The sequence below is a fragment of the Sphingomonas adhaesiva genome (assembly GCF_036946125.1).
GTDB classification, from domain to species: domain Bacteria; phylum Pseudomonadota; class Alphaproteobacteria; order Sphingomonadales; family Sphingomonadaceae; genus Sphingomonas; species Sphingomonas adhaesiva_A.
In genome coordinates this window covers 1,473,948-1,496,764 of the sequence record NZ_JAQIJT010000002.1, presented here as the reverse complement: position 1 = coordinate 1,496,764, position 22,817 = coordinate 1,473,948, and the positions used below count along the sequence as shown (strand labels likewise).

General features: G+C 68.2%; 24 protein-coding genes and 1 tRNA gene. 10 read left to right on the top strand and 15 right to left on the bottom strand.

What is annotated here, in order from left to right; genetic code table 11:
• Positions 1 to 261 precede the first annotated feature (261 nt).
• Positions 262 to 804, bottom strand: a complete 543-nt coding sequence (locus PGN23_RS13425; RefSeq protein ID WP_335303437.1) for a recombinase family protein — start codon at positions 802 to 804, stop codon at positions 262 to 264.
• Positions 805 to 1,074: 270 nt separating this feature from the next.
• Between PGN23_RS13425 and PGN23_RS13420 the strand changes: the two genes are divergently transcribed.
• The gene (locus tag PGN23_RS13420; RefSeq protein ID WP_335303435.1) at positions 1,075 to 1,836 is read left to right on the top strand and encodes a DUF3800 domain-containing protein; all 762 of its coding nucleotides are present in this window, start codon (positions 1,075 to 1,077) and stop codon (positions 1,834 to 1,836) included.
• Positions 1,837 to 2,254: 418 nt separating this feature from the next.
• On the opposite strand, the gene PGN23_RS13415 is transcribed toward PGN23_RS13420, so the two are convergent.
• Positions 2,255 to 2,331 (bottom strand) — tRNA-Pro (locus tag PGN23_RS13415).
• An 84-nt stretch (positions 2,332 to 2,415) separates the two neighbouring features.
• Positions 2,416 to 3,723, bottom strand: a complete 1,308-nt coding sequence (locus PGN23_RS13410; RefSeq protein WP_335303434.1) for an FAD-dependent oxidoreductase — start codon at positions 3,721 to 3,723, stop codon at positions 2,416 to 2,418.
• Positions 3,724 to 3,874: 151 nt separating this feature from the next.
• Here PGN23_RS13410 and pnuC point away from each other — a divergent pair, with 151 nt between their 5' ends.
• Positions 3,875 to 4,426 (top strand): nicotinamide riboside transporter PnuC, encoded by a 552-nt coding sequence (gene pnuC / locus PGN23_RS13405; RefSeq protein ID WP_335303433.1) that lies wholly within the window; start codon positions 3,875 to 3,877, stop codon positions 4,424 to 4,426.
• Complete coding sequence (locus PGN23_RS13400) at positions 4,423 to 4,941, top strand: ATP-binding protein (RefSeq protein WP_335303432.1); 519 nt, start codon at positions 4,423 to 4,425, stop codon at positions 4,939 to 4,941. The genes pnuC and PGN23_RS13400 overlap by 4 nt, the downstream gene beginning before the upstream one ends.
• A 19-nt stretch (positions 4,942 to 4,960) precedes the next feature.
• Here PGN23_RS13400 and PGN23_RS13395 read toward each other — a convergent pair whose 3' ends face one another.
• Positions 4,961 to 5,917 (bottom strand): CsgG/HfaB family protein, encoded by a 957-nt coding sequence (locus PGN23_RS13395; protein WP_335303431.1) that lies wholly within the window; start codon positions 5,915 to 5,917, stop codon positions 4,961 to 4,963.
• A gap of 104 nt (positions 5,918 to 6,021) precedes the next feature.
• On the opposite strand from PGN23_RS13395, the gene lepA reads away from it, so the two are divergent.
• The 4 genes from lepA (at position 6,022) to PGN23_RS13375 (ending at position 10,077) form a co-directional block, all read left to right on the top strand.
• Complete coding sequence (lepA, locus tag PGN23_RS13390; RefSeq protein WP_335303430.1) at positions 6,022 to 7,833, top strand: translation elongation factor 4; 1,812 nt, start codon at positions 6,022 to 6,024, stop codon at positions 7,831 to 7,833.
• A gap of 201 nt (positions 7,834 to 8,034) precedes the next feature.
• Positions 8,035 to 8,790 (top strand): molybdate ABC transporter substrate-binding protein, encoded by a 756-nt coding sequence (gene modA, locus PGN23_RS13385; protein ID WP_335303429.1) that lies wholly within the window; start codon positions 8,035 to 8,037, stop codon positions 8,788 to 8,790.
• Positions 8,787 to 9,473 (top strand): molybdate ABC transporter permease subunit, encoded by a 687-nt coding sequence (gene modB, locus PGN23_RS13380; RefSeq protein ID WP_335303428.1) that lies wholly within the window; start codon positions 8,787 to 8,789, stop codon positions 9,471 to 9,473. The genes modA and modB overlap by 4 nt, the downstream gene beginning before the upstream one ends.
• The gene (locus PGN23_RS13375) at positions 9,463 to 10,077 is read left to right on the top strand and encodes an ATP-binding cassette domain-containing protein (RefSeq protein ID WP_335303426.1); all 615 of its coding nucleotides are present in this window, start codon (positions 9,463 to 9,465) and stop codon (positions 10,075 to 10,077) included. The genes modB and PGN23_RS13375 overlap by 11 nt, the downstream gene beginning before the upstream one ends.
• A 17-nt stretch (positions 10,078 to 10,094) precedes the next feature.
• Here PGN23_RS13375 and PGN23_RS13370 read toward each other — a convergent pair whose 3' ends face one another.
• The 11 genes from PGN23_RS13370 to PGN23_RS13320 all read right to left on the bottom strand — a co-directional run bounded on the left by PGN23_RS13370 (position 10,095) and on the right by PGN23_RS13320 (position 20,518).
• The gene (locus PGN23_RS13370; protein WP_335303425.1) at positions 10,095 to 10,391 is read right to left on the bottom strand and encodes a hypothetical protein; all 297 of its coding nucleotides are present in this window, start codon (positions 10,389 to 10,391) and stop codon (positions 10,095 to 10,097) included.
• Positions 10,388 to 11,392: a chemotaxis protein CheB gene (locus PGN23_RS13365; protein WP_335303424.1), complete on the bottom strand. Its 1,005-nt coding sequence runs from the start codon at positions 11,390 to 11,392 to the stop codon at positions 10,388 to 10,390. The genes PGN23_RS13370 and PGN23_RS13365 overlap by 4 nt, the downstream gene beginning before the upstream one ends.
• 59 nt (positions 11,393 to 11,451) lie before the next feature.
• Positions 11,452 to 11,907 (bottom strand): chemotaxis protein CheW, encoded by a 456-nt coding sequence (locus tag PGN23_RS13360; protein ID WP_335303422.1) that lies wholly within the window; start codon positions 11,905 to 11,907, stop codon positions 11,452 to 11,454.
• Between the two features lie 11 nt (positions 11,908 to 11,918).
• The gene (locus tag PGN23_RS13355) at positions 11,919 to 12,293 is read right to left on the bottom strand and encodes a response regulator (protein WP_335303421.1); all 375 of its coding nucleotides are present in this window, start codon (positions 12,291 to 12,293) and stop codon (positions 11,919 to 11,921) included.
• A 32-nt stretch (positions 12,294 to 12,325) separates the two neighbouring features.
• A complete protein-coding gene (locus tag PGN23_RS13350) occupies positions 12,326 to 12,883 on the bottom strand; it encodes a chemotaxis protein CheD (protein WP_335303420.1) in 558 nt (185 codons plus the stop codon).
• A complete protein-coding gene (locus PGN23_RS13345) occupies positions 12,880 to 13,902 on the bottom strand; it encodes a protein-glutamate methylesterase/protein-glutamine glutaminase (RefSeq protein ID WP_335303418.1) in 1,023 nt (340 codons plus the stop codon). The genes PGN23_RS13350 and PGN23_RS13345 overlap by 4 nt, the downstream gene beginning before the upstream one ends.
• Entirely contained in the window at positions 13,899 to 14,774 is an 876-nt protein-coding gene (locus PGN23_RS13340) for a CheR family methyltransferase (RefSeq protein ID WP_335303417.1), read from the bottom strand. The genes PGN23_RS13345 and PGN23_RS13340 overlap by 4 nt, the downstream gene beginning before the upstream one ends.
• On the bottom strand, positions 14,771 to 17,011 hold the full coding sequence (locus PGN23_RS13335; protein ID WP_335303416.1) for a chemotaxis protein CheA: 2,241 nt from the start codon (positions 17,009 to 17,011) through the stop codon (positions 14,771 to 14,773). The genes PGN23_RS13340 and PGN23_RS13335 overlap by 4 nt, the downstream gene beginning before the upstream one ends.
• A 19-nt stretch (positions 17,012 to 17,030) precedes the next feature.
• Positions 17,031 to 17,294: an STAS domain-containing protein gene (locus PGN23_RS13330; RefSeq protein ID WP_335303414.1), complete on the bottom strand. Its 264-nt coding sequence runs from the start codon at positions 17,292 to 17,294 to the stop codon at positions 17,031 to 17,033.
• Between the two features lie 127 nt (positions 17,295 to 17,421).
• Positions 17,422 to 18,939 (bottom strand): globin-coupled sensor protein, encoded by a 1,518-nt coding sequence (locus PGN23_RS13325; RefSeq protein WP_335303413.1) that lies wholly within the window; start codon positions 18,937 to 18,939, stop codon positions 17,422 to 17,424.
• 136 nt (positions 18,940 to 19,075) lie between these two features.
• The gene (locus tag PGN23_RS13320) at positions 19,076 to 20,518 is read right to left on the bottom strand and encodes a methyl-accepting chemotaxis protein (protein ID WP_335303412.1); all 1,443 of its coding nucleotides are present in this window, start codon (positions 20,516 to 20,518) and stop codon (positions 19,076 to 19,078) included.
• A 259-nt stretch (positions 20,519 to 20,777) separates the two neighbouring features.
• Between PGN23_RS13320 and purC the strand changes: the two genes are divergently transcribed.
• The 3 genes from purC (at position 20,778) to purQ (ending at position 22,709) form a co-directional block, all read left to right on the top strand.
• Complete coding sequence (gene purC / locus PGN23_RS13315) at positions 20,778 to 21,557, top strand: phosphoribosylaminoimidazolesuccinocarboxamide synthase (RefSeq protein ID WP_335299746.1); 780 nt, start codon at positions 20,778 to 20,780, stop codon at positions 21,555 to 21,557.
• A gap of 256 nt (positions 21,558 to 21,813) precedes the next feature.
• Complete coding sequence (gene purS, locus PGN23_RS13310; protein WP_335303410.1) at positions 21,814 to 22,044, top strand: phosphoribosylformylglycinamidine synthase subunit PurS; 231 nt, start codon at positions 21,814 to 21,816, stop codon at positions 22,042 to 22,044.
• The gene (purQ, locus tag PGN23_RS13305; RefSeq protein ID WP_335303409.1) at positions 22,041 to 22,709 is read left to right on the top strand and encodes a phosphoribosylformylglycinamidine synthase subunit PurQ; all 669 of its coding nucleotides are present in this window, start codon (positions 22,041 to 22,043) and stop codon (positions 22,707 to 22,709) included. Before purS ends, purQ begins: the two co-directional genes overlap by 4 nt.
• Positions 22,710 to 22,817 lie beyond the last annotated feature (108 nt).

The window sequence follows — 22,817 nt, the reverse complement described above, 5'->3', positions numbered from 1 at the left end:
CCCGCATCCGTCGCTACCAGCGCATCGTAAGCGTTGGGCGAAGTCGGGCCATGAATCTGGCCAACCTCGTTGCCGGAAGAACGTGAATAGCTCGAAGGGAGAGAAGAGGGCGACCTTCTTACAGGCGCGGCAGGTCGCTTGGATCGTCCCCCCTTGATGGGCAAGCTTCCGTAGATTGCGAATCCCACCGACCATGGAGCGGCTCGTAGAACATACGGCGAACGCGGTTCAATGGATCGGGCGAGGACAACCTGCCATCAATTATGCGTCTGCCAACGCCCGATAGACGCTCGCCCGTGCGATCCCCAGCTTGGCTGCAATATCCACCGGGCGGACGCCCTCTGCCCTAAGCGACCGAACCTCGTTCACGTCCACAGTCGGCTTGCGGCCCTTGTAGCGTCCTTCCGCCTTGGCCTTGGCGATGCCTTCCGCCTGACGCTCTTTACGAATAGCAGTCTCGAACTGCGCAAAGACGCCCAGCATCTGTAGGAACGCGACACCGGCGGGCGACGACGTATCGATTGGCTGTTCGATGGCCTTGAGGAAGGCACCCTTGCGCTTGATGGTGGCGACGATCGTCTCCAAGTCGCCAACCGATCTCGCCAGCCTGTCGATCCGGCTAACAAGAAGGGTGTCATTCTCACGGATGAAATCCAACGCGTCGGCTAGCGCCTTGCGGTTGTCGGTGCTGGTCCCGCTTTCCTTTTCGGCAAACAGCTTCTCGCAGCCAGCAGCCTTGAGGGCATCAAACTGCACGTCCAGCGATTGCCCTGCCGACGACACCCTCGCGTAACCTACCAGCATGACCGCATCCCGTCTCAATAGACTCTAGAAGATGCGAGTCATACGTCTCAATGGTTCGGAGTCAACCCTAATGGGACATTAAGAGCGTCTCATGAGAACGTCCCGGAAGGGTATACGCTAGCGGAGCGCGAAACTTGCAAGTTTTGTTCGGATTGGCTCACTTCGACAAAGGCGAACTTAGGCGGCTTTTCGACCATGGCATAGACTCGCGTGCAAACTGATGCCGAGCTAGGCTAAGCTAGTTTCGCATAACAACGTTGAGGATTGCCCATGCTTTATGTCTACGTTGACGAGAGTGAAAATGCTAACCCCGACATTCTAGTTCTTAGCGGTGTGATTGGATCAAGAAAGCGATGGAAAAGGTTCACCGCTGAATGGAAAAATGCCCTAAAGGGATACAGGCTTGACACTTTTCATACGGCAGAACTGTTTATCCGGTTTTCGGAAGATGAGAGTCGAAGGAGGGAGGTAATTGGATATTTTAGAAGGCTGATAGGGGAGAATGTTGATTGTGGAGTTTCGGTTATAGTTTCTAAATCTGAATTAGACGAAGTTATTACGGAGACTGATCACCCTATATACAGAACCTCATATGGATTTTTGCTATACCAGCTTGTAATTCTTACATGTAATAATACGGATTTTTCTCAAGAAATACAGTTTGTTTTCGATGAACACAGTCTGTCTGGTAAGATAAAGGAGGTTTGGTCGGAGTTTGTTGCCCAATCTCCAATTGTTCATCAACAGAGAATTCGACGTGAGCCAATTTTTTTGAGCGACGCCAATTGCGAGCCTTTACAGGCCGCAGATTTTCTAGCGTGGCGTGAACGTCGGCTTATGGTTGAAAGAATAACAGCAAAGCCCGATCCCATGCCGTATGACATAATGAAAACGGAGCGCTTTCCTGTGTTTAGACAATGGTGTCACCGAGAATATTTACACGACCTGCGTAGAACCATGGAAAATCCCGATGCAGTGCGTATGGAGATTGTGGTAAACATGATAAAAGAAAAGTTCAAATTTATAAAATAGAAGTAGCTTCTTGGGACGATACATTGTTATGCTTTTGGTATTTGACTAATCAACCGATAGCAATCTTGAAGTGACCACGCTTGTGCCGATCGCAATGATCAGCGGGCCGGCTTGCCATTAAAAGAGGCTAGCGGCAGCGGGTGCCGGTCGGAAGCCATCGTCGCTTTGAAGTCGCAGGTCGTCCCGCGAAGACGATACCCGCTTCCTATTCGTTAGGGGAGGGGGGTAACCACCTTACCGTTTTGGCGGATCGATGCCGACAGCGGCGACCCGCATAGGTGAGTCGGGAGCGAGGCTTCAACGACGCGACACGGATGAAGCTGGAAAAATTTTTCCCCGGAGACTGCTACGTTCTTATGCTACATAGGCAGTCTCACTTGGCCGCCTAAATCATTGCATTACAACGAAAAAATGAAGTTGGTCGGGGAAAGAGGATTCGAACCTCCGGCCCCTGCCTCCCGAAGGCAGTGCTCTACCAGGCTGAGCTATTCCCCGACCAGGGTGCCGCGCGGCCGATCGGCCGTGGACAGGGCGCGGCTTATATCAGCGGTTCGCGGACGCGCAAGCCATCATCTGCGGCTATTTTCGTGCCTCCAGCATCGCATCGACCCCGGTGAATTTCTCACGCGGGGCACCGTCACGCGCATTCGCGATCTCGGCCTTCTCGATATTCTGCCAGTCGCGGAAGGTGACGACATCGACTCCGCGCGCGGCGAGCAGCGCGTCGAGTGCCGGGCGGCCCTGCTTGCCGCTGTCGCCGGTGGTGTCGGCGGCGATGTGATCGGCGATGAGGAAGCCGTCGGGGCGGTTGGTGCCGATCGTGCCGGTCGGGCCCCGGCGCGCCCAGCCGACCGCGTAGAGCCCGGGCGCGATCCGCCCCTCGTCATTGGCGAAGCGGCCGAGCTTCTCGTCATAGGGGACGCCGTCGACCCGCGGCGTCTGATAGCCGATGCAGCTGACCACCAGCTGCGCCGGGATGGCGTAGGTCTCGCCGGTGGCGATCGCGCGGCCCTGCTCGTCGAGGCGGGTGCGCTCGACGATGACGCGCTCGACGCGCCCGTCGCCCTCGATCGCGACCGGCTGCGCGAAGAAGTCGAAGACGATCGGCACGGTCTTCGCATCGTCGCCGGCGCGCGGGTGATCGGCGAAGGCGCGCAGATGCGCCACCGCTTTGCGCGTGCCGGGGTCCAGCACCGCATCGTCCGCGCCCGGCGGCAGATCGGCGGGATCGACGACGGGCAGCGCGCGCGACAGATGCGCCAGTTCGGCGAGTTCCTTCGGCGTCATCGCGATCTGGTGCGGGCCGCGGCGCGCGACGATGGTGATCGCCTCGCTCGACTGGATCGACAGCGCATCGAGCGCGTGTGTGACGATGTCCGAGCCGGCGAACTCGTCGGCGGTCTTTGCGAGGATGCGCGCCACGTCGAGCGCGACGTTGCCCGCACCGATCACCACCGCACCCGGCCCCGACAGGGCTGGGGCGAGCGCGGCATGATCGGGATGGCCGTTGTACCATCCGACGAACGCCGCCGATCCGACGACCCCAGGGAGGTCGGCGCCGGGGATGCCGAGCGGGCGGTCCTGCGGCGCGCCGGTGGCGAGCACGACCGCGTCGTAGCGATCGAGCAGTTCGGGGATCGTCACGTCGGTCCCGACGCTGACATGGCCGACGAAGCGGACGTTGTCGCTGAGCGCGGTCGCCTCGTACCGGCGGCTGACGCCCTTGATCGACTGGTGATCGGGGGCGACGCCGGAGCGGATCAGCCCGAACGGGACCGGCAGCTTGTCGATGATGTCGACGCGCACCGCATCGCCGAACGCCTTCTGGCAGGCCTCCGCGGTATAATAGCCCGCCGGCCCGGAGCCGATGACCGCGACGTGACGCATCCTCTCATCTCCTTTGCCTGCCATCGTAAGCGGTTGCGGGCAGGAGGCAAGCGGGTGGCGCCGCCCGTCATCCCGCGTGCGGGCGCGAATTGCCACGCGGCGCGCGCAATGGCGTTTCCCTTGCCCGCCGTCTGGCTCTACGGACGCGGTCATGTCGGTATTGGAATGGATTGCAACCCTGCTGGGGATCGCCTGTGTCGCGTTGGCCGCGTGGCGCAGCGTGTGGACCTTCCCGACCGGCATCGTCGCGGTCGCGCTGCTGGGCGTCGTGGTGTTCGAGGCGCGGCTGTATTCCGACGCGCTGCTCCAGCTCTTCTTCATCGCCGCGAACCTGTATGGCTGGGCGAACTGGGCGAGCGCGCGGCAGACGACCGGCGTCGTGGCGGTAGCGTATCTGACGCCGGGCGCGCGGGCGATGTGGCTGGGCGGGATCGTCATCGCGGCGGTGCTGTGGGGCGCGGGGATGCACCGCTTCACCGACGCGTCCTATCCGTGGTGGGACGCCGGGATCGCGACCGCCAGCGTCGCGGCGCAGATCCTGATGGCGCAGCGCCGGGTCGAAAACTGGTGGTTGTGGATCGCGGTCGACCTGGCCTCGATCCCGCTCTACGTCACCAAGGGGCTGATGCTCTTCGCGCTCCTCTACCTCGTTTATCTGGGACTGGCGGTCGCGGGGCTGCTGGCGTGGCGGCGCGCGGCATGAGCTGGCGGACGATCTGCCTCCACGGGCCGGAGAGCACGGGCAAGTCGACGATCGCGCCGCGACTGGCGCGCCGGCTGGGCGCGGAGGTGGTCGACGAATACGGCCGCACCTGGGCCGAGGCGCATGGCACCGACATGACGATGGCGGACCTGGTGCACATCGCGCAGGAGCATGATGCGCAGACCCGTGCCGCGGTGGCGCGGTCGGGTGGCGCGCCGGTGCTGCTCGACACCGATCCGCTGATGACCGCGGTGTGGGCCGACATGATGTTCGGCACGCGCGATCCGTGGTTCGACCGCTGGCAGGGGACGGCGGACCTCTACCTGCTGTTCGACATCGACCTGCCGTGGGTGGAGGACGGGACGCGGATGTTCGGTCGTGCGGAGGAACGGCGGCGCTTCTTCGACCTGTCGCGTTGCGAGCTGGAGCGGCGCGGCGTGCGCTGGGCGCCGGTGAGCGGCGCGGGCGCGTGCCGCTATCGTCGCACGCTGGAGGCGCTTCGGGCGGCGCGCTGACGCCGCCCGAAGCGGTGCATCAGTTGGAGGGGGCCAGCTTCGTGTTCAGCACCCAGCCGACATTGTCGTTCTCATCGGCGACTTCCCACCACAGGCCGTTCCTGTTGCCGGTGGGATAGACGATCGCGCCCACGGGAAGGGTGCGGATCGCCTTCGCGGTGGCGAGCGCGCTGGCGCGCATCGCGACGGGCGCCTGTGCGGTGAAGGTCTTCGCCGGTGCGGCCTGCGCCGTCCCTGCGTCGCCCGGCGTGACGAGGCCCAGGCTGGTGACCATGCGCGAATACGCCTGGATGAACGACAGCGTCACGATGCGACCGATGTCGGTATTGTCGTAGCCGCCGCCGACCGCGCCGCCCACCGCCAGGAAGCCGCCGCCGCCGAAGGTCAGGTTGTTCTTCGCGGCATAGCCGTCCTCGGTCGCGATCGTCTCGGTCGTGCGGACGTTCGTGAGCGACAGGACGGTGTTCGCCTCCATCTTCTTGCTGCCGATGCCGCCCAGCAGGCCGCCGACCCGCCCGCCCAGCAGCCCGCCGATCCCCGCCGCGGCGCCGCCGCCGCTGACGTTGGAATTCGCGCCCTGGATCTCCGCGACCAGCACGTAATCCGCCGCCTTGATCTGCCCCTGCCCGACGTTGGAGCCGCGCTGGAGGCCCAGCCCGCCGCCGATGTCGCGCTCGCGTTGCGCCGCCTGTAGGCCCGATCCGCGATCGACCAGGTTGAAACAGCCCGAGCGCTGCACCAGCACCTTCAGCAGCTTCGACGGCGGCGCCAGGCTGTACTGCGTCCACGGCCGCGGATCGTCGCCGTCGACGATCGACAGCGAGCCCAGCTTGCGCAGGCAGTGCGGCACGTCGGCGGCGGTCTGTTCCTGCAGGCGCTGGCCGCTGGACGCCTTGGCCAGCTTCTGCGCGCGCGCCGGAGCGGCGGCGACGAGCCCGGCGCCCAGCAGCGCAGCGACGACGATACGTGCATTCATTGGCATTCCCCCATATCGATCGGACCGATGCGCACGCCCCCGCGCGGCCTGTCCTGCCAAAGGCCTAGCACCGGGGCGCCGGCTGCGCTAGGCGCGCGGGGATCATGGCCACTTCGCTCGACACGATCCGCAACTTCTCCATCATCGCGCATATCGACCACGGCAAGTCGACGCTCGCCGACCGGCTGATCCAGGCCACGGGAGGCCTCTCCGACCGCGAGATGAGCGAGCAGGTGCTCGACAATATGGAGATCGAGAAGGAGCGCGGGATCACCATCAAGGCGCAGACCGTGCGCCTGTCCTACAAGGCGTCGGACGGCGAGACCTATACGCTGAACCTGATGGATACGCCCGGGCACGTCGATTTCGCCTATGAGGTGTCGCGGAGCCTGGCGGCGTGCGAGGGCGCGCTGCTGGTGGTCGACGCGGCGCAGGGCGTCGAGGCGCAGACGCTGGCCAACGTCTATCAGTCGATCGAGCACGACCACGAGATCGTGCCCGTCATCAACAAGATCGACCTGCCCGCCGCCGAGCCCGAGAAGGTCCGGACCGAGATCGAGGACGTGATCGGCATCGACGCGTCCGAGGCGGTGCTGGCGAGCGCGAAGTCGGGGATCGGCATCCCCGACATCCTGGAGGCGATCGTCCGCAAGATCCCGGCGCCCCGGGGCGACGCGAACGCGCCGCTGAAGGCGATGCTGGTCGACAGCTGGTACGACCCGTATCTGGGCGTCATGATCCTGGTGCGCGTGATCGACGGCGTGCTGAGGAAGGGGCAGCAGGTCACCTTCATGCAGGCCGGGACGACGCACCTGATCGACCGCGTCGGCTGCTTCCGCCCCAAGATCGAGCAGCTGAACGACCTGGGCCCGGGCGAGATCGGCTTCATCACCGCGCAGATCAAGGACGTGGCGCAGGCGCGCGTCGGCGACACGCTGACCGACGCGAAGAAGCCCGCCGCCGAGGCGCTGCCGGGGTTCAAGGAAGTCCAGCCGGTCGTGTTCTGCGGGCTGTTCCCGGTCGACGCCAACGACTTCGAGAAGCTGCGCGAGAGCATTTCGCGGCTGCGGCTGAACGATGCGTCGTTCAGCTTCGAGATGGAGACGTCGGCGGCGCTCGGCTTCGGCTTCCGCTGCGGATTCCTGGGGCTGCTGCATCTGGAGATCATCCAGGAGCGGCTGACGCGCGAATACGACCTCGACCTCATCACCACCGCGCCGTCGGTGGTCTATCAGATCGAGCTGACGCACGGCGGCGGGCATGTCGAGCTGCACAATCCCGCCGACATGCCCGATCCCAACAAGATCGAGAGCATCGCCGAGCCGTGGATCGAGGCGACGATCTACGTCCCCGACGAATATCTCGGCAGCATCCTGAAGCTGTGTCAGGACCGCCGCGGCATCCAGAAGAACCTGACCTATGTCGGCGGGCGCGCGCAGGCGACCTACGAGCTGCCGCTCAACGAGGTCGTCTTCGACTTCTACGACCGGCTGAAGTCGCTGTCGAAGGGCTATGCCAGCTTCGACTACCACCAGGTCGGCTACCGCGAGGGCGACCTGGTCAAGATGAGCATCCTGGTCAACGAGGAGCCGGTCGACGCGCTGTCGATGATCGTCCACCGCGGCACCGCGGAGACGCGCGGCCGCGGGATGTGCGAGCGGCTGAAGGAGCTGATCCCGCGCCATCTGTTCAAGATCCCGATCCAGGCGGCGATCGGCGGCAAGGTGATCGCGCGCGAGACGATCAGCGCGATGCGCAAGGACGTGACCGCCAAATGCTATGGCGGCGACGCGACGCGCAAGCGCAAGCTGCTGGAGAAGCAGAAGAAGGGGAAGCTGAAGATGCGCGAGTACGGCAGCGTCAGCATCCCGCAGGAGGCGTTCATCGCGGCGCTCAGGATGGGGGATGAGGGGTAGGGCCGTCCCGTCGTTCCGGGTGTCCACGGCTTCGGCTAGCCTCCGCCTCTATCTGTACCCCGGCGCAGGCCGGGGTCCAGCTACGTCCGGCTCGAACGATGCGGAGACGTCACCCAACTGGACCCCGGCCTGCGCCGGGGAACGGTTGTTTGGAGGCGACGCTTCCTTGTATCCGGGCGGATACGGTGCGAGAACGCGGGGATGCGTTTTCTGGCTCGCCTGCTCTGCCTGTTTCTGATCGTCGTCGTACCCGCCGCGGCACAGCCGCGCGCCCCGCTGGTGCTGGCGGCGGCGAGCATGCAGGAGGCGCTGAGCGATGCGGCGACGGCCTGGGCGAGGGCGGGGCATCCGCGTCCGGTGCTGTCGTTCGCCGCGTCGTCGGCGCTGGCGCGGCAGGTGACGGCGGGGGCGAAGGCGGACCTGTTCGTCTCCGCCGACAGCGACTGGATGGACGCGGTGGCGCGGCGCGGTCTTGTGGTGCGGGGGACGCGCGCGGTGCTGGCGCGCAACCGGCTGGTCGTCGTCGCGCAGGCCGGGGGAAAATCGGTGGTGGCGATGCGCGGCGCGGCGCTGGCGCGGGTGCTGGGCGCGGGGCCGCTGGCGATGGCGGATCCGGCGTCGGTGCCGGCGGGCAAATATGGCGAGGCGGCGCTCAGGCATCTGGGCGCGTGGGACGCGGTCGCGCCGCGCGTGGTGCGCGCGGAGAATGTTCGTGCGGCGCTGGCGCTCGTGGAGCGCGGGGCGGCACCCTACGGCGTGGTCTATGCCACCGATGCGCGCGCGGCGAGCGGTGTGCGGGTGGCGGGTATCTTTCCGCCGCGCAGCCATCCGGCGATCGTCTATCCGATCGCGCGGCTGACCACCGCGGCGACACCGGAGGCGGAGGCGTTCCGCCGCTTCCTGCTGTCGGCGGCGGGGCAGGCGATCCTGGCGCGCCACGGCTTCGCGCGGCCTTGAGCGACGATCTTGCCGCGATCGTGCGGCTGACCCTGTTGATCGGGGGGAGCGCGACGCTGGCGATGCTGCCGGTCGCGTTCGCACTGGCCTGGCTGCTCGCGCGCGGGCGGTTTCCCGGCAAGGTCCTGCTCGACGGGATGATCCATCTGCCGCTGGTGGTGCCGCCGGTGGTGACCGGCTGGCTGCTGCTGCTGGCCTTTGCGCCGAACGGGCCGGTGGGATCGGTGCTGGAGCGCTGGTTCGGGGTCAGCGTGCTGTTCCGCTGGACCGGCGCGGCGATCGCCGCCGGGGTCATGGCGCTGCCGCTGATGGTGCGCGCGATGCGGCTGTCGATCGAGGCGGTCGACCGGCGGCTGGAGGAAGCCGCGCGCACGCTGGGGGCGGGGCGCTGGCGCACCTTCGCGACGATCACGCTGCCGCTCGCCGCGCCCGGCGTCGCGGCGGGCGCGGTGCTGGGCTTCGCACGGTCGATCGGCGAGTTCGGCGCGACGATCACCTTCGTCTCGAACGTGCCGGGCGAGACTCAGACGCTGCCGCTCGCGATCTACGCCGCGCTCCAGCGGCCCGGCGGCGAGGCGGAGGTGTGGCGGCTGGCGGGAATGTCGGTCGCGCTGTCGCTGGTCGCGCTGATCGTGTCGGAGGCGCTGGTGCGGCGGGCGGGGAGGGGCGTGCGTGTCCTTTGACGTCGATGTCGCGCTGCGCCGGGGGGATGCGACCGTCGCGGCGCGGTTCGTCGCCGGCGACGGGCTGACGGTGCTGGCGGGGCCCTCGGGGATCGGCAAGACGACGCTGCTGCATATGATCGCGGGGCTGCTGACGCCCGATCGCGGGCATGTGCGGGTGGCGGGGCGGACGCTGTTCGACGCGGCGACCAACGTGCCGCCCGATCGCAGGAGCGCCGGCTATGTCTTTCAGGATGCGCGTTTGTTCCCGCATCGCCGCGTTCGTGCGAACATGCTCTACGGCGCGCGCGACGCAGGCCGGCTGGCGGAGGTGGCGGCGACGCTGGACATCGCGCATCTGCTGGATCGCTGGCCGCGGACGCTGTCGGGCGGCGAGGCGCGGCGGGTGGCGATCGCGCGGGCGCTGCTGAGCGAGCCGGCGTTCCTGCTGCTCGACGAGCCGCTGTCGTCGCTCGATCCGGCGCGACGCGAGGAGGCGATGCGCGCGATCGAGCGGGTGCGCGACAGCGAGCGCCGCCCGATCCTGATGGTGACGCACGACCGCGCAGAGGCGGAGCGGCTGGGAGACCGGGTGATCGATATCGGGCCGTCATCCCGGACGTGATCCGGGGTGACGGGGGATTACGACAGCGCGCCCTTCAGCCGGACGGCCATGTCCTCCAGCGTCACATGCGCGACGTTGGCGGCCATGTCGTCGGGGACGCGGAGCAGGTCGGCGATGGCGAGCTGCATCTGCGTCACGTGGTCGATGCGTTGCAGGCTCGCCATATGGCGCCGCAGCGTATCCTGGTCGCTGCCCAGATCATAGGCGAGGTCGGCCAGCATGTTCGACGCCTGGACCAGCTCCGCCGCCAGCGCCTGCGTGAGCGCGCGGGGCACGGCGGCTTCTGCGGTCAGGGGGCCGGTCGGGGCGGTCATTTCGCGCACAGCTTCATGACGCCCGCGGTCAGCGCGTCGGTGGCCACCGCCTGCGACACCATGCCGCGCTGGAGCGTGAAGCCGCCCTCTTCCGCCGGGGTGAAGGCATAGCCGCCGGCCGCGGACAGCGCCTTCAGCCCGCCGGCGCCGTCCTCGTTCGCATCGAGCATCAGCACGCCGACCGCATTGGCGGCCGCCGCCTTCGCCGCGGAGGCGAACAGCAGCGAGATCGAGGGGCGCTCGCCCGCCACCGGCTCGCGCGGAAGGAGGCGCAGACTGCCCTCCGGCCATTGATCGACGACGACATGCGCGTCGCCCGGGGGCGCCAGGTAGATCGTGCCCTGTTCCAGCTTCATGCCGTCCGCCGCGATCACGACCCTGGGCGCGACCTGCTCGGCCAGCTTCTCCGCCATGCTTTCGACCATGCCGACGCCCAGGTGCTGGACGACGACGGTCGGCGGGCAGTTGGCGGGGAAGGTGGCGAACATGTCGAACAGCGTCTTGGTGTTCGATGCGTCGCCGCCGACCAGCAGCAGGCGCCCGTTCCAGTCGATCGGCGGATGCTGCGCGCCCGACTTCGCCGACTTCGGCCCCTTCAGCTCGGCCTTCTTCGCCGCCTTCAGCCGCTTGGCCAGCTTCTTGATGATGACGTCCAGCTCCGCCGGCGCGGCCACGCGCGGCTTCGGGAAACAGTCGATCGCGCCGAGCCGCAATGCCTCGATCGACTCGGCCGCCCCCTCCTGCGTCCGGGTCGAGAACATGATGACGGGCATGGGCTTGGTCTCCATGATCTCCGCCAGATATTCGAGCCCGCTCATCCCGGGCATCTCGACGTCCAGCGTCATCACGTCGGGGCGGGCGGAGGCGACCAGCTCGCGCGCCTCGGCCGCGCCATCGGCCATGCCGACTACCTCCACGCCCGGAATCCGCTCCAGCGCGCCGGAGATCAGCGCTCGCATCGTCAGCGAATCATCGACCACCAATACCTTCGTTCCGGCCATGACGGGGCTAAGCTCCTAGAGGGGTTATGCGAGAATTATAGCGTTCGAACGGTTAACGATCAGGCAGCGTCGGCCATCGCGACGCGCTCGACCAGGCGATCCAGCGCCAGCACCAGGATCAGCCGCTGGTCGATCGTGGCCAGGCCATCCAGGAAGTGCGCCGCATCCGCATCGCCCATGTCGGGCAGCGGCTGCATGTTGTCGGCCGACACCGATACGATGTCGTTGACCGCATCGACGATGATGCCCTGCAACTGGTCGCCGATGCGCACGACGATGATGACGTGGCGCGCGCTCGGCTCGGTCATGCCCCAGCCCAGGCGGTAGCGCAGGTCGAGCACCGGCAGCACCACGCCGCGCAGGTTCACCACGCCGCGCACATATTCGGGCACGTTGGGCAGCGGGGTCGCGGGCGACCAGGCGCGGATCTCGCGGATCGCCATGATGTCGACGCCGAGATACTGATCGCCGAGCTGGAAGGTGATGAGCTGGCGCGAGCCGGTGTTGGTGTCCATCGCAACGGTCCTCAGTGCAGCACGCGCCGGATGGCGGCGGCGAGCTTTTCGGGGTGGAAGGGCTTGACGATCCAGCCGGTGGCGCCGGCCAGGCGCGCGCGCTGCTTCTTCTCGTCGGAGCTTTCGGTGGTCAGCACCAGGATCGGCATGCGCCGATTGCCCTCGTCGCGCAGGCGCTCGATCAACCCGAACCCGTCCATCCGCGGCATGTTGATGTCGGTGATGAGCAGGTCGGGCTCCTCGCCCGGTTCGAAGTCGTTCAGCGTCTCGATCGCGTGAACGCCGTCCTCCGCTTCCACCACGTGGTAGCCGAGGTCGGTCAGCGCCGCGCGCAGCAGCATCCGCATGCTGGGCGAGTCGTCGACGGTCATGATCGTCTTTGTCACTTTGCGAGGCTCCCTGGGGCTCTGGGCAATCATCAGAAGAATTCGACGTCGCCGGTCGTCTCCGGCGGCTTGACGGCCACGGGCCTGACCGGACGCTGCACCACCGGCGGCGGGGCGTCGGTCACGCTGCGGCATCGCGCCAGTCCGAGCGCGGCACGAAACTCCACCCGCCGCGCACACGTACCCCCCACATCCTCGCCCACGAGCGGAATCCGCTCGTCCTGGAGGAAGCGTCGGGCGAAGGCGATGTTGGCACCGCCGATGTCGCGGAACCCGCGGTGCATCGTGGCGCCTCCGAAAATGCGTGCCTTCATGCGGTGCCGTACCGCGCCCATCTTCAACATTTCGTTGATGAGGACTTCCATCGCGTACAGGCCGTAGCGCTGCATGGAGGCCGGATCGGCGGCCTGCCCCTCGGCGAGGAGATAATGGTTGATCCCGCCGACGCGCACGATCGGATCGTAGAAGCAGGCCGCGATGCAGCTGCCGAGAACGGTGGTGAGCACCACGTCCTCCTCGCGGCTGACCTTCGTCTCGCCTTGCGCCACGGTCACACGGCGAAAGCCGTCCTGTCTGGTCAGCGCGTTCATGCGCGACACTCCTGGAGCAGGCGCGCGGCGATCTTGCGCAGCGGCAGCTGCTGCACGACCGCGCCGGTGCGGAACGCGACCGCGGGCATGCCGTAGACGACGCTGGTCGCCTCGTCCTGACCGATCGTGACCGAACCGGCCTTGCGCATCGCGAGCATCCCCTCCGCGCCGTCGCCGCCCATGCCGGTCAGGATCGCGGCCACCGCATCGGCGCCCGCGACCCGCGCGACCGAGTGGAACAGCTGGTCGACCGAGGGCTGGTGCCCGCTGACGCGCGGGCCGGGCGACAGGCGGCACATCCGCTTCGTACCGCTGCCGGTGATCTCCAGATGGCGGTCGCCGCCAGGCGCGAGATAGACCTTGCCCACGGCGAGCGGCGCACCGGGGCGCGCCTCCTCCACGGTCGGACGGCACAGCCGGTTCAGCCGCGCCGCGAAGCTGGCGGTGAAGCTGGCGGGCATGTGCTGAACGATGACGGTCGGCGGGCAGGTGGCCGGGAAGCCGGACAGCAGCTCGATCAGCGCCTCCACGCCGCCGGTCGATGCGCCGACCGCGATCATCGCGCCGTCACGCGGGACGTAATCGTCCTGCGACGGCACCGGCGCGCGCACGGGCGTGGGCGCCATGCGGTTGCGCGTGGCGGAGGCGGCGCGGACCAGCCCGGGGAGGCGGATCGCGTCGTCCGGGTTGCGCAGCGTCAGCTTGTCGAAACAGTCGAAGGCGCCCAGCTCGAGCGCGGTGATGCTCGCCTCGGCCCCCTCGGACGTCAGCGTGGACAGCATGACGACGGGGGTGGGGCGCAGCCGCATCAGCCGCTCCAGGAACTCCAGCCCCGACAGGCCCGGCATCTCGATGTCGAGCGTGACGACGTCGGGGTCGAGCGCCTTGATCTGCGCGCGCGCCTCGTCCGCGCTGCACGCGGTGCCGACGACCTCGATCGCGGGGTCGGCGGCGAGCGTGCGGCGGATCAGCGCCTGCATCGTGATCGAATCGTCGACGATCAGGGTACGGACGCTCATGCGCTCACCTTCAGGTAAGCGGTGCGCCCGACGCACTCGAACCGTTTCGCCACGTCGGCGACCAGCCGCTCTGAATGGCCGATGTAGAACATCCCCCCCACCTCCAGTCGATCGGCCAGCCGTGCCTGCAGCCGTGCCTTTGTCGGTTCATCGAAATAGATCATGACGTTGCGGCAGAAGATCGTGTCGAACTGCGTCTTGATCGGCCAGTCGCCGAGCAGGTTGAGCGGCAGGAACGAGATCGCCTCGCGCAGCATCGGGTCGACCGACAGATCGTCGCCCTGACCCTGGACCCACGTCTTGTGCAGCGGCGCCGGAACGGTGCGCAGCGTCTGTGCCGAATACCGGCCGGCGCGCGCGGTGGTCAGCACGCTGGGCGACACGTCGGTCGCCAGCAGCTTGATGTCGCGCTTCAGCAGCCGCTGCGCCGCGGCGCGATCGGTGCCGAGCGCGGCCATGAGCCAGGTGTAGGGCTCCTCGCCGCTGGAGCAGGCCGCGGACCACAGCCGCACGCGCCCGCCCTGGTTGAGGCGGTCGGCCAGCTTCGGCCACATCCGCTCGCAGAAGTCGTCGAAATGATGGCTTTCGCGAAAGAAGCTGGTGTGGTTCGTGGTCAGAGCGTCGAAGACGCGGGCGCGCTCCTCCGCGTCGCGCTCGATCAGCTTGACGTAGTCGCCGACGCTGGTCAGCCCGCAGGCGCGCACGCGCGGGGCGACCCGGCCGTAGACCAGCTGCGCCTTGCCGTCGGGCAGCAGGATGCCGAGCTCCTCGTAGACCATGCGCGAGATGGCGCGGTGGTCCGCCGGCTCGAACCCGAACTCGCGGGCGGGTTCGCGCGAAAGGGGCGCGCGAGGGAGGGCGGCGGCGGTCATGCGGCGTGCGCCAGCTGGAGCATGCCGCGGGTCGGGCGGATGCGGCGCGCGGTGAGCGCGTCGACGTCGATGATGAGCGCCACGCGCCCGTCGCCCAGGATGGTGGCGCCGGCCAGCCCCTCGATCGCCTGATAGTTCGCCTCCAGGCTCTTGACGACGACCTGGCGCTGGTCCTGGATCGTGTCGACGAGCAGCGCGGCCTGGCCGTTCGCGCCCTCGACCACGATCAGCACCGCCTTGCCCGGATCGCGCTCGCCCCCGCGCAGGCTCAGCTGCTCGGCGACGGGGTAGATCGGCACGTACGAGCCGCGCACGTCGAGGACAGCGCCATCCGGGCCGATCGCGGTGACTGCGCGGTCGCTGGGGCGCAGGCTCTCGACGATATGGCTGAGCGGGATGACGTAGGTCTGGTCGCCGACCGTGACGATCATGCCGTCCACCACCGCAAGCGTCAGCGGCAGGCTGAGCGAGAAGCTGGAGCCGTGGCCCATGCGCGACTGGATGCCGATGCGGCCGCCCAGCGCCTGCACGTTCTTGCGCACCACGTCCATGCCGACGCCGCGGCCGGAGATGTTGGACACGGTCGCTGCGGTGGAGAAGCCGGGCGCGAAGATCAGGTTGTCGATCTCCTCGTCGCTGAGCGTCGCGTCGGCGGGGATGATGCCGCGCTCGACCGCCTTGGCGCGGACGCGCGTGCGATCGATGCCGCGGCCGTCGTCGGCGACGGTGATGACGATCCGGCCCGACTGGTGCGCGGCCGACAGGCGGACGACGCCTTCCGCGGACTTGCCCGCGGCGATGCGCTCCTCGGTCGTCTCCAGACCGTGGTCGACCGCGTTGCGGATCAGGTGCGTCAGCGGCTCGCCTATACGCTCGACGACGGTCTTGTCGACCTCGGTCATCTCGCCCTCGATATCGAGGCGGACGCGCTTGCCGGTCTCGCCCTCCAGCTCGCGGATGATGCGGGGTACGCGGCTGAAGACCGTCTTCATCGGCTGCGCGCGGATCGCCATGGTCGATTCCTGCAACTCGCGCGTCAGGTGATCGAGGTCGGTCAGCTCGGGGCAGCCGCCCATGTCGTTGCCCGACAGCCGCTGCGCCAGCATCGCCTGGGTGATGACCAGCTCGCCGACCAGGTTCACGAGGCGGTCGAGCTTGTCGAGGTCGACGCGGATCGTCTGCGATGCCACCGCGGCGGGCGCCGCGACCGGCGCGGGGGCCGGGGTAGCCGCGGGGGCGGGGCGGGGAGCCGGCGCGGCGGCGGCGGCGGCAGGCGCGGGCGGGGCCACCGGCGCCGGTGCCGGCGCAGGTTCAGGTGCCGGTGCGGCGGCAGCGACGGGTGCCGGGACGGGCGCGGGCGCCGGAGTTGCGATCGTGATCGGCTCGGGCGCGGGCTCCGGGGTGCCCTGTGTCAGCGTGATCGTGCCGCTGTCGCTGAACTCGAAGACCGCGCGGATGTCCTCGCCGTCGACCGTGCCGGGCAGCGCCACGTTCCACGCGAGATAGCCGGAGTTGGGGTCCATCGCCGCCAGCGACGGCACCGAAGACGTGTCGCAGGACATGACCCGTCCGCCCATCCGCGCCAGTTCGCGCAGCAGCAGCAGCGGTTCGGCACCGTTGTCGAAGGCGCTGGCGGTGGGGCGGAAGTGGACGTGCCAGTCGGGCGTGGCCGGATCCGCCCCCGGCAGGTCGGCATCGGCGTCGGCATCGTCGGCGCTCGGCGGCACGGCGCCGCCCATGTCGTCGAGCAGCGCCATCAGGTCGTCGAAATCGTCCGCGACGCCCGCGGGCGCGGCATCCGCGACCACCGCGTCGGCGGGGGCGGGGGCGGGGGCGGGGGCCGACTCGGGCGCCGCCGCTTCGCCGCTCGCCGCCGCGATCAGGCGCGCGAGCATCGCCGCATCGTCGGGGGCGGCGCCACCGTCGCGCGCGGCGGTGACGTGGTCGGAGAGCATGTCGAACGCGGCGACGATGACGTCGACCAGCGGCGGGGTCAGCGCGAGCGAGCCGTTGCGCAGCAGGTCGAGCAGCGTCTCGTACTGATGGGTATAGGCCTGCAACCGCTCGTGCCCGAAGGCGCCCGCGCCCCCCTTGATCGAGTGGACCGCGCGGAAGATGCCGTTGATCGTCTCCGCATCATAGGCCTCTGCACGGATCGCGGCGAACGCGCCCTCCATGCCGGCCAGGCCTTCCTCGCATTCCTGGAAGAAGATCTGCTGAATGGCGTCCAGGTCCATGGTCGATGTCTCCTGTCGCTCAGGCGGGGTCGAGGACGTCGAGCGCGGCCAGCGTCGCGGCCTCGGTCAGCGCGGGGCTGGGGCGCTCGACCGCATAGGCCAGGCCCTGCTCGGTGGCGGCGCGGCGCGCGGCGACCAGCACCTGAAGGCAGGCCTGCCCGATCTGCTCCACGTCGCCGCCGTCGATGGTCAGCGGCTGCGCCGCCTCCACCAGCTGGCGCAGCGACTGGCGCAGCGGTCCTGCCGCGTTGGTGTCGAGTCGGGTCGAGAGAGCGAAGGCCATCGCATTCCTGCCGCAAGAGTTCGTCCGCGGTGGAACCATGTCACCGCGAGGCCCATAGTGACCGGCATCAGCTAAGATGCCGTTAATCGTGTCGATGTCGTCTTCATGGGCGCGGCGGACCGCTCCGTCAGAAGGAGGACCAGTCCTCCTGCACCGCGGTGCTGCCGACGATCGCGGCGCGCATGCGGTGGACGACGGGGGCGGCCGGCGCGGGGGCCGGGGCGGGCGCGACGCGTCGCGCCGCCGAACCGCCGGTCCCCAGGCGGAAGGTGGAGACGCGTTGCGACAGTTCCTGCGCTTCGCCGGCCAGGCTGCGCGCGGCGGCGGTGGCTTCCTCCACCATGGCGGCATTCTGCTGCGTCACGCCGTCCATTTCGCCGACCGCGGTGTTGACCTGCCGCAGGCTGCCGGCCTGCGCCTCGGCCGCCTGCGCGATGCCGGAGACCAGCCCGCTCACCTCGGTGATGTGCGTCACGATCTGGCCCAGCGCGTCGGCGGTGCGGGTGACGAGTCGGACGCCTTCCTCCACCTGTTCGCCGCTGCCGGTGATGCGCGCCTTCACGTCCCGGGCGGCGTCCGCGGAGCGTTGCGCGAGCGCGCGGACTTCGCTCGCCACCACCGCAAAGCCCTTGCCCGCGTCGCCTGCGCGTGCCGCCTCGACGCCCGCGTTGAGCGCCAGCAGGTTGGTCTGGAAGGCGATGCCGTCGATGACCGCGATGATCTCCGAGATTTCGCCCGACGACGCCTCGATCCGTCGCATCGCGCCGATCGCGTCGCCGACCAGCGCGCCCGATGCCTCGATCTGGCCGCGCATCGTGGCGACCGCCTGATTGGCGCGCGCGCTGGAGGTGGCGGTATCGTCGACCGTGGCGGTGATTTCCTGCATCGCCGCGGCGGTCTGCTCCAGCGTGGCGGCCTGCTGCTCGGTGCGCATCGACAGATCGCTCGACGCCTGGTTGATCTCGCCGGACGAGGCGGTGATTCGGGTCGCGGCGCCCGTCACCTCGGTGAGCGTGGCGCAGACGCGGGTGCGCATTTCCTCGAAATCGGTCGCGATCTGCGCGTAATCGGCGGGCACATCCTCCAGCGGACGGCTGAAATCGCCCTGCGCCAGCGCGGTCAGCGCGCGGCTGAGCCGGTCGGTCACGTCGCGGCGCGCGGCCTGCTCGGCGGTGAAATAGGCGGACAGCGCGATTTCCATGTCCATCAGCGCGGTGCGCACCAGCAAGGTCGCCGCCGCCTCGCGCCGCGCGAAGGGGCGCGTCGGCGACCAGCGCAGCATCCGCGGCAGGATGTCGGAGAGGATGCGCGCGTAGCTGCTGATATACCAGCTGGGGGAAAGGCCGATGCGGGCATGGACGTTGCCGATCTGCTGCGCGCGCGCCTCATATCGGTCGTCGGGCGTGCCGGCGAACAGCGCGAGCCAATGCTCCAGCTGCTTGTCGCGGGCGTGATCCATCGCCTGCGACGAGCCGAAGAAGGCGCTGGCGTCCGGCTGGCTGCGGATATGGTCGTAGAGATGGCGCAGCGCGTCCGGCGCGAAGCGCTGGATGGCGCGACGAATCGTCGGGAACAGCCGGTAATCGGCGGTCGAAAAGCCGAAATGCGCAAGCTTCTGCGCGAGATTCTTGGACGTCGACGGCACGGAAAGGATCCCCCTGTACGTGAACGGGATCCTTAATGGGCCGGAAACAGCGAATATCGAGTTAAGCCAAGTCGTTACCGCAGCGGCTCCCGGTGTCCGGGGGGAAACGGCACCGGGGCCGCCGCGGCGAGGGCGCTTAGAATTCGGTCCAGTCGTCCTGCGCATCCGTGCTGACCGCCACCGCGGCGCTGCCGCCGCCGCCGCCCGCCACGCGGCGCGCCTGGTGTGAGCGGGCGATGGCGCGCCCGGCGCTGGCGGCGCGCGCCTGCAATTCGTGGACGACGGTGGCGGCGCGTGCCGAGGCGCCGCGCATCTGGAAGCGCGCGACCTCCACGGCGAGCGAGTCGGCCTCGTCCGCCAGACTGCGCGCGGCGGCGGTCGCCTGCTCCACCATGGCGGCATTCTGCTGCGTCACGCCGTCCATTTCGGACACGGCGGTATTGACCTGCTGAAGGCTGCCCGCCTGCTGCTGCGCCGAGATGGCGATGGTCGAGACCAACGTGCTGATTTCCGCGATGCGCGAGATGATGCGCTCCAGCGCCTTGCCGGCTTCGCTGACCATCTCGACCCCGGTCTGCACCTGGCTGGACGAGGCCATGATCTTGACCTTCACGTCCTTTGCCGCGTCGGCGGAGCGCTGCGCCAGCGCGCGCACTTCGCTCGCCACCACCGCGAAGCCCTTGCCCGCGTCACCGGCGCGCGCCGCCTCGACACCAGCGTTGAGCGCCAGCAGGTTGGTCTGGAAAGCGATGCCGTCGATGACGCTGATGATCTCGGAAATCTCGTTCGACGACCGCTCGATCCCGTCCATCGCGGCGACGGCGCGGCGGACCACCTCGCCCGACCGCTCGGCCTCGCGCCGGGCGTCGCCGACCGCCTCGTCCGCGCGGGCCGCACCGGCCGCGGATTCGCGCACGATCGAGGTGATCTCGTCCATCGCGGCGGCGGTTTCCTCCAGGCTGGCGGCCTGCTGCTCGGTCCGTTGCGACAGTTCGTCGGACGCCTGGCGGATGTCGCTGGCGCCGCTGTTGATGCCGCTGCTGACGTTCGACACGTTGTCGAGCGCGCTGCCGACGCTGTCCATCGCACGGTGATAGTCGACGCGAAGCTGCTCATAGTCGGGCGGAAACGGCGTCTCGATCCGGAAGCTGAGGTCGCGGTCGGCGACCCGGCCCAGCGCGGTGCCCAGCGCGGCGACCACCGTCTGCTGCGCCTCGCCAGCGGCGGCGACCTTCACGGCGTTCTCGCGGAAGATGCTCATCGCCTTCGTCATGCGGCCGACGCAATCGTGGTGGTCGGTGAACAGGACCGGCGCGGCCAGGTCGCCCCGCGCGAGCGCCTCCATCCGCACGACCGTCGTGACATAGGGATCGCAGACGGCCTTCTTCGTCGCCAGCGCGAAGGCCACCGTCAGCGCGAAGGCTGCGCCGGCGATCGCCACCGGCACGACCCCCGTCAGCACCCCGGCGTAAGTCGCCACGGTCGCCGCGAGGGGAATGGCGGCCAGCGTCGCATAGACGATGGTCATGGTGTCGAACTTGCGACGGATCGGCGCATGCGCCTTGAACCACCGGATCATGGTCATCTCCTAAGGCACCGGGGGGGACGGCTAACCTACGGCACCATAGGGATTATCCCCTAATTGGCGGTTAACTCCGCTAACCTGGTGCGGAATTTGCTGTCGGAATGGGTAATATATTGAATCGGAAGCACTTTCTTGTTGCGCTGTCGTCGGGTTTGCGCGGTTTGCGCCCATCCCGTATAGCGCTTCGCGATTCTCGCGCCCCGGCACTGCGTCCACCGCTGCCGGGGCGTTCCGTTTTGACAAAGGCACATCCATGGCGCGCAGGCGGCAGATCTACGAGGGCAAGGCGAAGATCCTGTACGAAGGGCCCGAACCGGGCACGCTGATCCAGTATTTCAAGGACGACGCCACTGCCTTCAACGCGCAGAAGAAGGGCACCATCAACGGCAAGGGCGTGCTGAACAACCGCATCAGCGAGCATGTCTTCACGCTGCTGGACCATATCGGCGTGCCGACGCACTTCATCCGACGGCTGAACATGCGCGAGCAGCTGATCCGCCAGGTGGAGATCGTGCCGATCGAGGTGGTGGTCCGCAACGTCGCGGCGGGATCGCTGTCGAAGCGGCTGGGAATCGAGGAAGGCACGAAGCTGCCGCGGACGATCATCGAATATTATTACAAGGACGATGCGCTCGGCGATCCGATGATCTCCGACGAGCATATCGCCGCCTTCGGCTGGGCCAGCCAGGAGGAGATGCACGACATCGCCGATCTGGCGATCCGGGTGAACGATTTCCTGTCGGGGCTGTTCGCGGGCGTCGGCATCAGGCTGGTCGACTTCAAGCTGGAATTCGGCCGCATCTGGGACAACGACTACGGCCGCATCATCCTGGCGGACGAGATCAGCCCGGACGGCTGCCGGCTGTGGGACATGGACACCAACGAGAAGCTGGACAAGGACCGCTTCCGCCAGGACCTGGGCGGCGAGGTAGAGGCGTATCAGGAGGTCGCGCGCCGGCTGGGCCTGCTGCCCGAGGGCGGCGAGACGGCGGTGCTCGACATGGAAAGCCATCGCAAGCGCCGGGGGAAGTAAGCGCCGAGCGTCGTCTCGGATCACGTCGAGACCTTGGAGAAGGTTTCCACCGTGCTCCTGCGCAGGCAGGAGCCCGGGGTCAGGCAGAACAACGCCTGATGCGACCGGCAATACTGGGCTCCTGCCTGCGCAGGAGCACGGCCGGCATGCGGCGCCGTTCCAGCCGTTTTTCAAAGGTCCCGCTCACGTAAGGGGTGACGTCGAAGGGCGGGAAGGATATTGCCCCGTCGCCGCTCCCGCGGCATAGCGCGCGTCCATGAAACTGCGCATCCACGTCACGCTCAAGCCCGGCGTCCTGGACCCCCAGGGCAAGGCCATCGAACACGCTCTCGCCGGCCTCGGCTTCGCCGGGGTGGAGGGGGCTCGCGTCGGCAAGCTGATCGAGCTCGACGTGGCGGACGGCACCGGCGACGCGGACGTCGACCGGATGTGCCGCCAGCTGCTCGCCAACACGGTGATTGAGAACTACCGGGTCGAACGCGCGTGAAGACCGCGGTCATCGTCTTCCCCGGCTCCAATTGCGATCGCGACATCGCGGTCGCGCTGGAGCAGGTGACGGGGACCGCGCCGGCGATGGTGTGGCACCGCGAGACGGCGCTGCCCGACGGCGTCGGTCTGGTCGCCGTTCCCGGCGGCTTCTCCTACGGCGACTATCTGCGCGCGGGTGCGATGGCGGCGCGCTCCCCGATCATGGCCGCGGTGGCGGCGGCGGCGGGCGAGGGGCGGCCGGTACTGGGGGTCTGCAACGGCTTCCAGGTATTGACCGAGGCGGGGCTGCTGCCGGGCGCGCTGATGCGCAATGCCGGGCTGAACTTCGTCTGCCGCGACGTCGCGCTGACCGTCGAGAATGCCGACAGCGCGTTCACGCGGCTGTACCGCGCGGGCGAGCGGGTCCATTTCCCGGTGGCGCATCATGACGGCAATTACGTCGCCGACGGCGAGACGCTCGACCGGCTGGAGGGGGAGGGGCGCGTCGCGTTCCGCTACGCCGAGCCGCTCAACGGCAGCGCGCGCGACATCGCCGGCGTGCTGAACGACGGCGGCAACGTGCTGGGCATGATGCCGCACCCCGAGCGCAAGATCGAGGCGGCGCATGGCGGCGACGACGGGCGGCGGATGTTCGAGGGGCTGATGGCGCTGGTGGGGGCCTAGCCGCGAAGCAAAATCTTCGGCGACGGCGGCGGGGCGGGCGCGATCGCCTCCCCTCGACAGCGAAAGCAGCCCGTCCCGCAGCCATGTTCCGCCGAGCAGAAGCCACCC

Bases quoted from the DNA above. Each gene is read 5' to 3' on its own strand.
- PGN23_RS13425 (WP_335303437.1), bottom strand. From the start codon at position 804: ATGCTGGTAGGTTACGCGAGGGTGTCGTCGGCAGGGCAATCGCTGGAC.
- PGN23_RS13420 (WP_335303435.1), top strand. From the start codon at position 1,075: ATGCTTTATGTCTACGTTGACGAGAGTGAAAATGCTAACCCCGACATT.
- PGN23_RS13410 (WP_335303434.1), bottom strand. From the start codon at position 3,723: ATGCGTCACGTCGCGGTCATCGGCTCCGGGCCGGCGGGCTATTATACC.
- pnuC (WP_335303433.1), top strand. From the start codon at position 3,875: ATGTCGGTATTGGAATGGATTGCAACCCTGCTGGGGATCGCCTGTGTC.
- PGN23_RS13400 (WP_335303432.1), top strand. From the start codon at position 4,423: ATGAGCTGGCGGACGATCTGCCTCCACGGGCCGGAGAGCACGGGCAAG.
- PGN23_RS13395 (WP_335303431.1), bottom strand. From the start codon at position 5,917: ATGAATGCACGTATCGTCGTCGCTGCGCTGCTGGGCGCCGGGCTCGTC.
- lepA (WP_335303430.1), top strand. From the start codon at position 6,022: ATGGCCACTTCGCTCGACACGATCCGCAACTTCTCCATCATCGCGCAT.
- modA (WP_335303429.1), top strand. From the start codon at position 8,035: ATGCGTTTTCTGGCTCGCCTGCTCTGCCTGTTTCTGATCGTCGTCGTA.
- PGN23_RS13370 (WP_335303425.1), bottom strand. From the start codon at position 10,391: ATGACCGCCCCGACCGGCCCCCTGACCGCAGAAGCCGCCGTGCCCCGC.
- PGN23_RS13365 (WP_335303424.1), bottom strand. From the start codon at position 11,392: ATGGCCGGAACGAAGGTATTGGTGGTCGATGATTCGCTGACGATGCGA.
- PGN23_RS13360 (WP_335303422.1), bottom strand. From the start codon at position 11,907: ATGGACACCAACACCGGCTCGCGCCAGCTCATCACCTTCCAGCTCGGC.
- PGN23_RS13350 (WP_335303420.1), bottom strand. From the start codon at position 12,883: ATGAACGCGCTGACCAGACAGGACGGCTTTCGCCGTGTGACCGTGGCG.
- PGN23_RS13345 (WP_335303418.1), bottom strand. From the start codon at position 13,902: ATGAGCGTCCGTACCCTGATCGTCGACGATTCGATCACGATGCAGGCG.
- PGN23_RS13340 (WP_335303417.1), bottom strand. From the start codon at position 14,774: ATGACCGCCGCCGCCCTCCCTCGCGCGCCCCTTTCGCGCGAACCCGCC.
- PGN23_RS13335 (WP_335303416.1), bottom strand. From the start codon at position 17,011: ATGGACCTGGACGCCATTCAGCAGATCTTCTTCCAGGAATGCGAGGAA.
- PGN23_RS13330 (WP_335303414.1), bottom strand. From the start codon at position 17,294: ATGGCCTTCGCTCTCTCGACCCGACTCGACACCAACGCGGCAGGACCG.
- PGN23_RS13320 (WP_335303412.1), bottom strand. From the start codon at position 20,518: ATGATCCGGTGGTTCAAGGCGCATGCGCCGATCCGTCGCAAGTTCGAC.
- purC (WP_335299746.1), top strand. From the start codon at position 20,778: ATGGCGCGCAGGCGGCAGATCTACGAGGGCAAGGCGAAGATCCTGTAC.
- purS (WP_335303410.1), top strand. From the start codon at position 21,814: ATGAAACTGCGCATCCACGTCACGCTCAAGCCCGGCGTCCTGGACCCC.